The following is a 12,582-nucleotide window of genomic DNA, read 5'->3' on the forward strand; positions in this document are numbered from 1 at the left end:
GAAAAATGAATAAACGCTACATTATCGACAGAGTCAAGTCGGACTTAAGAAACGACATATACGAGTTAATGACCCATTATGGCTACCATACTCTCGAAAAAGAGCTGACCGAATCGTTACTCAATAATAACGAAGTCTATTGTGCCTTAAGGCATTATATGAACAGGGGAGATATCCCATTACCGGAACGAGTGGAAAGAAAAACGGTCTATTCCTACCTTATTTTCAAAAAGATGAATGAACAGCTTGGCGGATTTCATTTCGATCGCTTCAAAAGCTTTACTATAGGAGACAGTCAGAATGATTTGCTCAATGAAATGATGAGTAAATATGATTTTGCTGATTTCCTCCGCAATTACGCTTCCTTTGAATCGATGAAAAATGAAGAACCTTACCACGATTTTGCAAAGTCAAATCAGCACAAGAATCTTGAGGACACCATTGCCATGGCAATAAAAAAAAATAATGTTATTCCTGCGGTCACCAATGCGATTGCCCAGGATATTGTCGATGCTCTGGAATTAACCGAGAACTATTTCTATATGCAATTAGGGGAGGCGTCCAGAGAACAGGTTTTCGATTACTCGGAAGAGTCCATTTCTGATTATATATCTCTGAAGAAACTGAAAGTGCTTGCCGATAATTCTCAATGCACGGTAATGCTGAAACGCAGCCAGCCCGGTTCACCCTATTTCACATTTTTGCTTACCAATTTCGGTTCATGTATTCGAGGAAAATAATTTAACAATTTTATGGTATCATCCCCAAAAACTCCTGAAAACGGATTTGCCCGGCGTGAGGCAGAACTTCTTGCAATCGCCTTCAATGTAATGTACAATAGCGCCAATTTTTATGGCGCACAGCATCCTACAACACAGAATAATGCCGCGGATTTTTTTAAACAGTTAAAAAAAACTCACACCCTTCTTCCGGTTGTTACCCTCTCACGACAGCATGATTCTCTTTATATCGAACAGTATTGCGTCGATTCGAAACTGAAGGCAGACAGGATAATTGGTGCATTTAAAAAAGTGGGCATCGAATCGATATCTTTTGAGCAGGGAATTGCTGTTAAAGATATCCGGGAATTTGCGCGAATTTTCGATTCGAACGAACAGTATGATTCAATTGATGCCGTGGAAACAGAACTGGCCCAGCGAAACGTTGGTGGTGTTCGTTTGAATTATATAACCTATCGGCAGGTTAAGGCTGATGAAGATATTGTTAATCGTGATGAAACTTTTCTGAATGATGCGCCAGGTGTATCGAAAGAAGATGCATTTCAGAACCATTCATTGGAAAAGCTGGGTAAGCTATTTTCCCTGAATGAACTGATAGAAAAACCCCGGGATATCGCCGGTGATATCCTTTCGGTTGTTACCGATGGCACCGATAAAGCTCAATCACAGGTCGTCGGCAGGATACGGGAACTGAATTATCAAATCCAGCAGCGGAAAGAGGTGGCTGAACAGGCGGTCTCAATTGATGAAATGATGGAAGCCATGTGTCAGCTGAAAATGCAGCTCCGGGAGGGGCTCGAATTGCAGCGAACAATGGGGAAAATCGTAAAAACTTCGGCCCCCGTATTTGAAGAGGTTGATCAACTCACCTACGAAGTCATTATTCGCCTTGTCCGTGAAGAATTCCGCAAAGGACAGATCTCGGTGAGTAGGCTGGCCCAACTCATACAACGGATTCTTCCCGATATTAACGAACTCAAGCGGTTACTTCCCCGGCTGAAACACGGGCTTCTCGAAGAAGGTATGTCGCTTCCCGATTTCCTCCTGCTGGCCAAAGAACTCAGCAAAGAACTTCAGAGCGAATCGGTCATTCATGCCATTTCGGAGAGCGCCGATGAATTCGGGATTTCCACCGATGAGGTAGTACATGCAATTAAACGGGATCCCAAAGAGGCTGTCAAACTGATTCTATTAGGCTCCGAAATCAAACAAGGTACCGGGGGCACCCAAGAAGAACTGTCCAATCTTTTGAGTTCCTATATAGAAAATACCAGCAGCAAGCTGGCTTTGGAATCCCATGAAGCACAGGGGAGGGCAGGCGGAATTCAGGCCCTTGAACAGATCATCCATACTATCGAAAAACAGCTTATCGCCCGATTGAGAACTGAAGGTGTATCAGAAGAGGTGATGCATCGTGTTGAAGATCAGCTCACTACACGGTTTAAAAAGGCGCTCTCGATCCTTAAATCAAACTGGATTGTCGATCTCGTTGCAAAGGGAGAAGAAAGCGCAACATCCTACATGATGCAGATTGTCGATACCATTGTCGATCAGGAAATTGAAATAAACAGCATTAATAATCCACTGAGAGATGTTCTGGCCCATAGGGGATATACCTCTGCTCAGATTAACGAATTTATGACAAAAATAGCAGAGCGGGTGAAAAATCGAAAAACTCTGCGTCCCCTTCCCAAAGGCGTTTTAAATACTCAGAACCTTCTCTATTTTCTCGGCCGCGAAATCAAAAGCTGGCTCAGATATCAGAGTCCCTTTTCCACTCTCATGGTTGCCCTGCGCGGCGTCAGGTATGAGATGGTCTGGAAAGAGCTCAAAAACAATGAACAGGCAGAAATTATGCCGGAAATATTTGCTTCCATTCGCTCATTGCTCCGTGATCTTGATCTGGTAGGTTCTATAGGAACCCGCTCCAAAGAAATACCCCTGATTATTCTTCCCATGACCGATGAAAGCGGTGCAAAAATTGTCAGGCGCCGAATAGCAACGCAACTTCAGAAGAATTCCATCCCCATTGACGACAAAAAAGCGGGAATTCAGACGGTCATCTCGATAACGTCGTCACAGAATGTAACCGGTCCGGATGTAATGGAGTATATGAAAACAGTTAAGGAGCGCCATAGGGCTGCTGAAGAGCAGGCCAGGAGTGCGTGATTTGCTGAAAAAAAGAAACCCGCCAAGAGAAATTTACTTTACACAGCAAACCTCGATAGGATTCTTGATCCCCTTCAGCTTGGCCGTACCGCACCAGATGAAATCATCGCCGAAACTCGGGGTACGTAGCTTGATATCTTCATAAAAATATCGGGTACACAGAACCCGGTCGCGTTCGGGAAAAGAATTTAAAAGTTTAATAAAGTCGTTCTTCTGGAGGCTCTCGATACGAAAGGCGATATTGACTGCATTGCCGTGAATGTCCTTTGCCCCGGAATCGATTGTGTATGTTTTCCCCTTGTGAAGAGCAATTCTGACATGGATTTTCGGATTTCGCGTGCGCTGATTGCGGTCGGTGATTCTCCAAAGTATTTCACGGGAGGCCCGGAATGCATCAATTGAATTTTTAAAAGAGGCAATGAAACCATCACCGGTATTTTTATGAAAACGAGCATGATGAGCATTGAGCGCCATGCGGGAAATCGTATCGACTCTTTTTTTCAAATGAAATGCCATGGTTTCATTCATGTTCGTTAAAGAGGTGGAATCACATAAATCAAGAACAAGCATGCTTTCTTCACGTTCGAGATTTTTTATGCTGTACACCTGAGACATCGACAGTTTGGGATGGGCCCGGGTGGCGTCTGCAGATTCATTTGCTAAGTGAGTAATTGCTTTCAGTTCTATGCGCAGAGATATTTCTTCGCCTAAAAGCAGTTTGAAAGGCGGAATGGTATGAGTCGTGCCGCCGATTTTATGCCATTTGTTATTTATTTCAAGAAATGTTCCATTAACGCTCCCGAGGTCTTCAATCAGGCAATCACCCTTGCATAGAGAAAGTATGAGGTGTTCGCGCGAAATATAGCTGTTTGCAATAACAATATCATTGGCAGCGTTGCGCCCTATCGTAATCCGTTCTTTTCGATTGGTGTAGCGCTGGGTTTCGTGGATTCGCAAATCTTCAACTTCAATTTTCCATTCCATGAAATTTGCAATACATGAATAGGGTGAAGAAACAGATTAATTATTGTGCACGTTCTTTTGTCCGCACGAAAAGTATTCGATCCGCGGAGTTGAGATCAGGAAGCTTGACAGTGGTTCCTGAGTAGTGCTTGTTACGAATATATTTCCCAATCAATCTTCCCTGCAAGGAATAAATAAAAAATTCACCGGCATCAGGAGAGAGGCTGATTTTACCGTCGAATGATGGAATTATTCTCTGGACAGAGAACGAAGGGTTTTGTTTGTTGCCGGTGTTGATTTTAGGAGTGCTATGTATGACATCATTGGTTAATTCAAAGCCTGCGTAGAGTCCCATAAGAGACCCATGGTCCGATCGGGATGGGAGGTCTTCTTTGCGAATAGTTTTTGTGGCGCCGTTCCGAATCTCTTTGATATGGATCGGATAATTTCCCTTGTCCGAATATGCTGAAAGTGCATAAATAGCCGAAACGGAAGAATTGTTATTAATAAATGCCGGTGGTTCCAGTGATGCATTTCCGAAATCCTCTGCAGGATATAAGAGTGTGCCTAGAAATTCTGTCTGGCCGTTGTTGATTGTTTTTATTACCGTGCCTTTTCGTTCGGTTTTCATACCCAAAAGCCATAGTGTTGCACCGCTATTGGTGATTTTCGGCGATGAAGCATCGGTTTCGATATTGAGTTGCCGGGCCCAGATCGATTGGGAATGGGTGAATGCAAGGGCACCTATGACAATATCTTCCAGAAACAGCTTTCCTGCGCCACTGCTGCTTTGATATGAATGAATAGCGCAGCTTTTCAGCACTACAGGCCTTGATGACTCGTGTTTGACCCATACCGTTCCTTCATGCGATTCATCTTCCTGAATCATTTCGATAATGCATGGTTCACTGCCTGCCTGATTGATATGAAATACCGTCACTTCGGAATCATATACCCGGAGGTGGGTGTCGAAACCCATTATTTTTCTAACGGTGCCGGGTACCGAAAGGGTGTTATTAATGATAAAAAATCCACGAGGAAGGTATACCAGCGGTTTGCCACTGTTCAGCGCAGCCTGTATTCCGGGAGCATCATTCTCCCAGTCATCAGGATAAGCACCGTGATCTTCAACATTTTCCCACTTTGAAAGATCGTTGGGGTGATAAACAGGGGTTTCTTCGACAGGAAGCCCAAGGGATTTATGGGGGCTGTCAAAAAGCGTATGCGATTCGTGTGAGATATATTCGGTAAGAGATAGATCAGATTCGAATGCTTTTTGATCACTATTATTTATTTCTACCGAATAACGGTACCCTTTGGAAGTTACATTGCGTGCATAAAGACGCCCGGTTTGCTTGAAATCAACCATGCGGGTAAGCCTTATCGCCGGATTTGATGAGGCTCCATTTTCAAAAACGGCATCGATTAGAATCGCCATACCGCTTTTACATATCAGCGCAGGGACACTGTTGCTGCTGTAAATATCTCTGACCGCGATAATATTATCGATATTCCTGATCGCTGCAATTTTCTGGTTTTTAAGGGTGATATGTTCAAATGGGATCCCGAATTCCGAATGGGCTATATCGATACCATAGCGAAACCCGTTTACTTCAAGATTAGAAATTAAACAGGGCCCCGGCCATGGTTTGGTAAGGTCCAGACCGGCAACTCCTTCTCCGTCTCCGGAGCTTATGGTTACATTGCGAAGAGACCCTTTGTTGTTTGCCAGGTAGGTGATTCCTGTTGCACCGCTGTTGCCCTTGCCGGTGTTTATCCCGATATCCCAGATATTATTTCTGTGCGCCGAGTTTCCGGGAGGGCCGGTTTCGATTACCGATTTGGGATCATCCGGATTATCATATCCATAGGCGTTGTCGGCAAGCTTGATGATACTCTGCTCAGGTCCCTGACCACGAATTGACAAGCAGCAACGGTCGGAAATTAGTGCCTGTTTGACTATATATGTGCCGGCGGGGAAGTAAATAAGTTTTGGACGCCCGTAATCCTGCGGTGATTTGGCAAATGCCCGACGGATAGGCTCGGTATCATCCGTAATGCCGTCTCCCTTTGCATTAAAATCCTTTTTCATATCAAGCCAGCGGATGTCATCGGGATAGGTAATCTGAGCGATGCCGCGAAATACGAAGCTTGTGACTATCAATAAAACAATGAATGAAAAATGCAGGCAATGGACAATCGTTGGAAGAGAAATAGTATGCTCCTTTATCTATTTTTAACGTAATTGCAGGATAGAGTACTGTAATAGTATAATCTGAATATATCAGACGATAATTATTTACTCTGTTTCTAAGAATCGCCAATGGCAGGTCGCTAAGGGTATTAATATAATGATTGTTGAAAATGAATGCATGAAAATATTTATGGACTTGTCTCATAACACCCAGCCGGCGTCGACCGGCTACAGAGCCGACCGGTCTTCGGCCAACAGATGTATGTATGAGACAGGTTCTTGCAAAAAATCTTTTCAAGCACCAAAAGCGTTACACAACAAGGAGTTATGTCTTTGGAGTATCCGATAACCGTTGCCGGTAATACAAACAAAGCTCCATTGGTTGGCCTGGTAAGGATATGCTGCATGATTGTTGGTTTCTGCGGTATTGCCTTTTGCTATGAGCCCTTTGAAGACATTCAACAAAAAACGACCTCTAATAAATTGTCAATTATTACGTTACGAATTCTTGATCGTAACAGAAAAGTGATGATGCAGGGTAATGCGTTTTTTATTTCAAATACCGGTGATGCCATAACCAGTCGCCATCTTTTTGATAAGGCATTTTTCATTGAAGCGGTTACTACCGACGGCAAGGTGTATCCGGTTGATACGATTGTTTGTGAAGATAAGGAAGGGGATTTGATCTGGATATCAGTACCGATTCCCAAGGATATAATTCATCCCCTTGATATTAAAAAAACGTTGCCTTCGGTTGGTGAACAGATCATGGTAATGGTGAGTGCAACGCTTGTTTCCGATGGCGAGGTCTCTTCAATTATTTCAATCCCCAATTTCGGCAACCTGATAAAAATTTCCGCCCCCGTATCTCAGGGCGCGACCGGAAGTCCGGTGGTGGATATGAACGGGGAAGTAGTTGGTGTTGCAGTGCTTCATAATATCGATGGCCAAAACCATGTCCATGCCCTTCCCGGCAGCAGAATAATAAAAATGGAAAAAACAAAAGGAATCACCTTAGCCCAGTGGCAATCATCCCGTCTTGAAAACAGGAAAGCCGTTGCAGAAGAGCTCTATGCCGGAGCACTTCCCTTTATCCAGACCGGAAAATATGAAGATGCACTGAAGCATCTTATAGCAGCAGTAAAGAAATATCCCGGTTATGTAATAGCCTATACCCAACTGGCTTACTGCTATAAAAAACTCGGAGCACTCCAGGAGGCCGGCGAAGCTCTTGAGGCAATTATCCGAATAAGTCCCAAAGATACGAGAGCTTACTACAATCTGGCGCTAAATTTTACTGAGCTTGGGTTATATAACGATGCCATGATTACTCTGCGCGAGGCCTTGAAAATTGATGATGAATTTCCTGCAGCCTATACGCTTATGGCATGGATATACAACGAAACGGGATCGCTGGATGAAGCGGTCAAACCATGCAAAAAGGCGATAAGTATCAAACCCGATTTCGACTATGCTCATGTTGTACTGGGAACAGTCTACATGAAAAGAAACCAGTTCGACTGGGCGGTCAATTCATTCAAGCAGGCAATTAATATCAATCCCGAAAATATCGATGCCTATCTCAATCTTGCACAAGCCTATAACAGACAGGGGATGAATGAGAAGGAACTCGAAATACTATCACAGGCTAATAAGGCGAATCCCGGAAATTTCACTATACTGAAAAACCTTGGTGAAGTCTGTATCAATCAGGAAGAATACTATAAGGCTAAAGGGTATCTTAAGAAAGCCCGGGAAATCAACAGCAATGATCCTGATGTTTTATATAATCTCGGGATGGCATATTTGAAGGGCGGAGATAAGAATAAAGCGATGGCATACTACAAAACACTGAGACGGATTGATAATATCAGAGCGGAAAAACTTAAGAGGCATATTAAATAGTATGGAAAAATCTTTTTTTAAAGAGGAATCGGTACAAAATTATTCTGTTCGGCTTGCCTTCGTGGTGTTGCATAAATAATTTTATTTATTCATTATTAAAAAATTATCATCGTAATGCTCCCGCAAAACAACGTGAAACCCTTTTCGATTCTCCTCGCAATCCATGAGCAGGCCGACTCAATAGGTCCCTTTATTCATGCACTCAGTCTGGCTTCAATCATGAAAGGCGAATTGGAAATTATCGATGTCCGCAGAGATTGTCATCATGGTGACCTTGGCGTGAGGCGAACTTTTGAACAGTGGCGTATGCTTCCGGCCGGATCAAACAGAAGTGACGTTGGTAAGATGGGGATTAATGTCAAAAAAATTCTTAAAAAGGGCCATTCCGAAAAAGCCATAGGAAAACGGCTGGAGCGACGCAACCATGATCTTCTTGTAATCGGAACCGATACCCGAAGCGGATTTTCTGGTCTTTTCGGACAGTATGTCGCCGAGCATCTGGCACAATCATATCGCCAGACAACGCTCTACGTGCCCGGAAAAACCCGCCCTTTTGTCGACAGCCTCTCGGGTAAAATCGGCCTGAAAAAAATTCTGATACCCATCACCGAACACCCCTGCGCAGAACCTGCAATCAAACTGACCAAAAATATTCTCCATTCTTCCAGTCTCCATTCGGCCGAAGTAACCGGATTTCATGTTGGAGAAAGTTTTCCGGTTTTATCATCCCTTGTCTTGGAAAATCTCATATGGAACGAAGTGCTTTTTGTTCCGAAGGGGGATAAACTCGTCGATACAATTATTAAAAAAGCCCATGAACAAAATCCGGACCTTATTGTAATGACGACCAACGGAAGAGATACGTTTACGCAGAAAATCATGGGGAGCATTACCGAACATGTGCTCAGAGAAACGCCATGTCCTGTACTTGCGGTAGCTGTTGACTCTCCCTTATGATGCTTTGGAATTATCGTCCTTATCGGTATCTTCAATCTGTTTCTGAACATCATCCTGGGCTTTCTTGAACTCCTTAATACCCTTGCCAAGTCCTTTCGCGAGATCGGGTATTTTTTTTGCACCAAAAAGCAGCATAAGAATAATCAGAATTATTATCAGTTCCTGTGGACCTAAACCCATATTAAAACTCCTTGTATCAGCAGTAGTACAATTGGTTTGTTCTCAGATAATATAGTCTAAAAGTGAATTTTTTGGAATCAATCTGTTATTTCAATTCGACGGGAGCGGTAATTTTTAATGAGCTTATCGATTATATCGGTTACTGTTTTTGTTGGATTTTGTATTTCAAATCCGGTAAAAAAATTTGAAGAATCATGGTCGGGATTGCACCAGATACTTTTGATATTCAGTTCGAGAGTCTCACCATATATACATTCACCGGGGAGGATTATATTGATTTTGTATACCGAACCGAGATTGGTCTCAAACTGGCTCATAATTTTCAAGCCGTGGGCATTAATATCGATCAGGGAGCCCATATGCTGCTGAGTTTCTTTGTTAATTACCGGAAGCTGATCACTGAGTTGTATCCGTTCGAGTTTGCGCATGTTTTTTGCCATTTCATCTTTGGGAACGGTGAGAAGCGCACCTCGCATATCGCAGTTTATCTGTTCGAAATCATAATCGGGGGGCAATACGGCTCCCCTGAGATCCGCTCCCCTGAAATCTGAGTCATAATGGCCGGTTCCCAGGGTTGCTCCCCTGAGATCTGCACCGGAGAAGTTGGATTCGCTGCAAAGAGAATCGACCAGGATTGCTCCCCGAAGGTCTGCACCCCGGAAATCCGAGTTATTGAAATAGCCGAAACTGAGATTCGCTCCCCGAAGATCGGCGCCAATAAAGGAAGCTCCCACACAATTGGCTGTTCCGAATTGAAGAAAGCGGAGGTCGGCTGCAGTAAGATCGGCATGTTCGAGATTGACTTTTGTTATTGTGAAGCCACGAAGGTCGATTCCTGAGAGTATTCGGTGCGACAAATCGATTTCGGAAAGATTCTTTTCATTAATGCGCTCTTCGCTTATTCCATTTTGCAGCAGTTTTTCGGAAGTAAAGCCATCCATAAAAGCCTCTTTGGTTAAAATAATGTTCAATAACCAGGCAAGGAAAATCGGGAAGTAATATTCATTATATATTATACCATAAAAAGCGCAGCGCGTCTGCCGGAAAATGTTTTTATCCGGTATAATGGAAGAGGCGGACCGATCAGTTCTCGAGCAGATCTTTAATAATACTTTGTGCAGCTCTTTTTCCGGCGCCCATAGCCAGAATAACTGTCGCAGCTCCGGTAACGATATCGCCGCCGGCATATACATGTTTTTTTGATGTCCGGCCGTCTTCTTCATCTGCTTCGATCGTACCCCATTTGGAGACTTCGATATCAGGGCTTGTACGGGGAATCAGCGGGTTCGGTTTATTGCCGATGGCAATTATAACAACATCACAATCGATTACAAACTCACTACCTTCAATCGGAACCGGCCGTCTCCGTCCGGAACTGTCGGGTTCACCCAGTTTCATTCGGATACAACGGATTCCTTCAACAAACCCTTTTTCATCCTGAATAATTTCGACAGGGTTGCAGAGAAGATTAAACTGGATACCTTCTTCTTCGGCATGGTGAATTTCTGCTGCCCGGGCGGGCATTTCGGCTTCACTACGGCGATAAACAATGATAGATTCATCGGCGCCAAGGCGGAGTGCGGTTCTGGCGGAATCCATGGCAACATTTCCTCCGCCGACAGTCACAACACGTTTACCCCGGATGATCGGTGTCTGGGACTCGGGCTTGTACGCCTTCATGAGGTTGCTTCTGGTTAAATATTCGTTTGCAGAATATACTCCGATACCGTTTTCACCTTTAATACGCATGAAAGAGGGGAGACCTGCTCCGGATCCTACAAAGACAGCATCAAAACCGTCTTCATTGAACAACTCATCGATAGTGGCGGTTTTACCCACAATAAAATTCTTTTGTATTTTCACCCCGGCCTTTTCGAGCATTGATATTTCCTGCTGAACAATCTCCTTTGGCAGCCTGAATTCGGGTATGCCGTACATCAAAACGCCGCCAGCTTCATGAAGCGCTTCGAAAATGGTAACATCAAAACCTTCCTTAACAAGTTCGCCTGCAGCGGTAAGGCCGGCCGGGCCGGAGCCGACAACGGCGACTTTTTTGCCCCTTGAGGCTTTGCATTCGGGTGTCGACATCTTTCCATGGTCCCGCTCCCAGTCGGCAGCAAAACGCTCGAGATTACCAATCGCTATGGGAGTGAATTTCTTGGCCAGAATGCATTTCTGTTCACACTGATCTTCCTGAGGACACACTCTTCCACAGACTGCCGGAAGTGAATTCGTTTCTTTCAGAATATGGGCCGCTTTGTCAAATTCTCTGTCGGCAATCGCTTTTATGAATTCAGGGATTTTTACATTAACCGGGCACCCTTGCACACAAAGGGGCTTCTTACATTGAAGGCACTGAGAGGCTTCTTCAACGGCCTGCTCTTCGGTGTAGCCAAAGGGTACTTCTTTGAAATTCCGCACTCGTTCCTGCGAAGGCTGCTCATTCATCGGTACCGGTACAGTCCGGCGCTTTCTCTCTTGTTTGCTCATGCCATGCCTCGTAATCTGCATTGGTGTTTTTCTGTTGCATCTTTCTCAAAGACGGAATAGCTTGTCAGGCGTTTGATAAGCTCATCCCAGTCTACCCCGGCTGCATCAAATTCGGGACCATCAACGCAGGCAAATTTCGTTTCTCCGTTTATCGTTACCCGGCAGCCTCCGCACATACCGGTACCGTCGACCATAATAGGGTTGAGCGATGCCATACAGGGAATTCCGGCATTTTTTATCAATTGAGTAGTAACTTTCATCATGATAACCGGCCCGATAACAATTGCATAATCAAATTTTTCACCTTCAGACAACAGCTTTTCAAAAACAGTGGATACAAACCCTTTTGTTCCTTTGGAACCATCATCGGTCGTGATAAAAAAACGATCAGACCTGGCATTCATTTCTTCTTCGAGGATAAGCAGGCTCTTATTTCGGGCACCGATAATTGTAGTGATTGAGTTCCCGGCATCTTTGAGAGCGCTGACTATCGGATAGAGAGGTGCAATACCAACACCGCCACCGATACAGAGGCATTTGCCGAAATTGGTGATATGAGTTGGCTGACCGAGAGGGCCGGCAAGGTCAAGAATCGTATCACCCTCATTCATCGCAGAAAGCTGCTGAGTGGTCCGTCCAACAATCTGAAAAATGATCTCAATCCATCCTTCGGAAGGATAGGCATCGGCAATCGTGAGGGGAATCCGTTCGCTGTCTTCTTCCGGGCGAAGGATTATAAATTGACCCGCTTTGCGTTTTTTTGCAATTCGCGGAGCAGTAATTCGGAACCGGTAAACAAATTCCGATAACTGCTCGGTTTTGATAATTTCATTCATGATTCAATTCCCTGTATTAATTCAAATAATCGAAATAAAATAGCTCGTAGAATGCTTTTGTTCAAAATTTTGTTGACGATCAGGCTTATCTGAGCATAAAAAGCAGGTAATCTTTCACTCTATATACGGTATCCGGAAATGATTATTT

10 protein-coding genes are annotated in these 12,582 nt (G+C 44.1%); 4 read left to right on the forward strand and 6 right to left on the reverse strand.

The annotated features are described in order from the left end of the window. Positions 1–5 precede the first annotated feature (5 nt). Together GF401_09655 and GF401_09660 are read left to right on the forward strand one after the other, a co-directional pair. Positions 6–740: a hypothetical protein gene (locus tag GF401_09655; protein MBD3345313.1), complete on the forward strand. Its 735-nt coding sequence runs from the start codon at positions 6–8 to the stop codon at positions 738–740. Positions 741–752: 12 nt separating this feature from the next. Next, positions 753–2,909 carry a hypothetical protein gene (locus tag GF401_09660; GenBank protein ID MBD3345314.1) on the forward strand — a complete coding sequence of 719 codons (2,157 nt, stop codon included), beginning with the start codon at positions 753–755 and terminating at the stop codon, positions 2,907–2,909. A gap of 33 nt (positions 2,910–2,942) precedes the next feature. Here GF401_09660 and GF401_09665 read toward each other — a convergent pair whose 3' ends face one another. Together GF401_09665 and GF401_09670 are read right to left on the reverse strand one after the other, a co-directional pair. Continuing rightward, positions 2,943–3,893: an FHA domain-containing protein gene (locus GF401_09665; protein MBD3345315.1), complete on the reverse strand. Its 951-nt coding sequence runs from the start codon at positions 3,891–3,893 to the stop codon at positions 2,943–2,945. Between the two features lie 40 nt (positions 3,894–3,933). Then, positions 3,934–6,036 carry a hypothetical protein gene (locus tag GF401_09670; protein MBD3345316.1) on the reverse strand — a complete coding sequence of 701 codons (2,103 nt, stop codon included), beginning with the start codon at positions 6,034–6,036 and terminating at the stop codon, positions 3,934–3,936. 357 nt (positions 6,037–6,393) lie between these two features. Here GF401_09670 and GF401_09675 point away from each other — a divergent pair, with 357 nt between their 5' ends. Together GF401_09675 and GF401_09680 are read left to right on the forward strand one after the other, a co-directional pair. Beyond that, positions 6,394–7,971: a tetratricopeptide repeat protein gene (locus GF401_09675; GenBank protein MBD3345317.1), complete on the forward strand. Its 1,578-nt coding sequence runs from the start codon at positions 6,394–6,396 to the stop codon at positions 7,969–7,971. Positions 7,972–8,085: 114 nt separating this feature from the next. Then, on the forward strand, positions 8,086–8,928 hold the full coding sequence (locus GF401_09680) for a hypothetical protein (GenBank protein ID MBD3345318.1): 843 nt from the start codon (positions 8,086–8,088) through the stop codon (positions 8,926–8,928). On the opposite strand, the gene tatA is transcribed toward GF401_09680, so the two are convergent. The 4 genes from tatA to GF401_09700 all read right to left on the reverse strand — a co-directional run bounded on the left by tatA (position 8,923) and on the right by GF401_09700 (position 12,434). Beyond that, on the reverse strand, positions 8,923–9,108 hold the full coding sequence (tatA, locus tag GF401_09685) for a twin-arginine translocase TatA/TatE family subunit (protein ID MBD3345319.1): 186 nt from the start codon (positions 9,106–9,108) through the stop codon (positions 8,923–8,925). The two genes, GF401_09680 and tatA, sit on opposite strands and share 6 nt — an antisense overlap. Positions 9,109–9,185: 77 nt before the next feature. After that, a complete protein-coding gene (locus GF401_09690) occupies positions 9,186–10,331 on the reverse strand; it encodes a hypothetical protein (protein ID MBD3345320.1) in 1,146 nt (381 codons plus the stop codon). Beyond that, on the reverse strand, positions 10,192–11,598 hold the full coding sequence (gene gltA / locus GF401_09695) for an NADPH-dependent glutamate synthase (GenBank protein MBD3345321.1): 1,407 nt from the start codon (positions 11,596–11,598) through the stop codon (positions 10,192–10,194). Before gltA ends, GF401_09690 begins: the two co-directional genes overlap by 140 nt. Next, positions 11,595–12,434, reverse strand: a complete 840-nt coding sequence (locus tag GF401_09700; GenBank protein ID MBD3345322.1) for a sulfide/dihydroorotate dehydrogenase-like FAD/NAD-binding protein — start codon at positions 12,432–12,434, stop codon at positions 11,595–11,597. The genes gltA and GF401_09700 overlap by 4 nt, the downstream gene beginning before the upstream one ends. Positions 12,435–12,582: the final 148 nt, after the last annotated feature.

It is taken from the genome of Chitinivibrionales bacterium (assembly GCA_014728215.1).
Classification (GTDB): domain Bacteria; phylum Fibrobacterota; class Chitinivibrionia; order Chitinivibrionales; family WJKA01; genus WJKA01.

Excerpts from the sequence above, each read along its gene's own strand:
- GF401_09655 (MBD3345313.1), top strand. The coding sequence starts at position 6 with ATGAATAAACGCTACATTATCGACAGAGTCAAGTCGGACTTAAGAAAC.
- GF401_09660 (MBD3345314.1), top strand. The coding sequence starts at position 753 with ATGGTATCATCCCCAAAAACTCCTGAAAACGGATTTGCCCGGCGTGAG.
- GF401_09665 (MBD3345315.1), bottom strand. The coding sequence starts at position 3,893 with ATGGAATGGAAAATTGAAGTTGAAGATTTGCGAATCCACGAAACCCAG.
- GF401_09675 (MBD3345317.1), top strand. The coding sequence starts at position 6,394 with ATGTCTTTGGAGTATCCGATAACCGTTGCCGGTAATACAAACAAAGCT.
- GF401_09680 (MBD3345318.1), top strand. The coding sequence starts at position 8,086 with ATGCTCCCGCAAAACAACGTGAAACCCTTTTCGATTCTCCTCGCAATC.
- tatA (MBD3345319.1), bottom strand. The coding sequence starts at position 9,108 with ATGGGTTTAGGTCCACAGGAACTGATAATAATTCTGATTATTCTTATG.
- GF401_09690 (MBD3345320.1), bottom strand. The coding sequence starts at position 10,331 with ATGAAGAAGACGGCCGGACATCAAAAAAACATGTATATGCCGGCGGCG.
- gltA (MBD3345321.1), bottom strand. The coding sequence starts at position 11,598 with ATGAGCAAACAAGAGAGAAAGCGCCGGACTGTACCGGTACCGATGAAT.
- GF401_09700 (MBD3345322.1), bottom strand. The coding sequence starts at position 12,434 with ATGAATGAAATTATCAAAACCGAGCAGTTATCGGAATTTGTTTACCGG.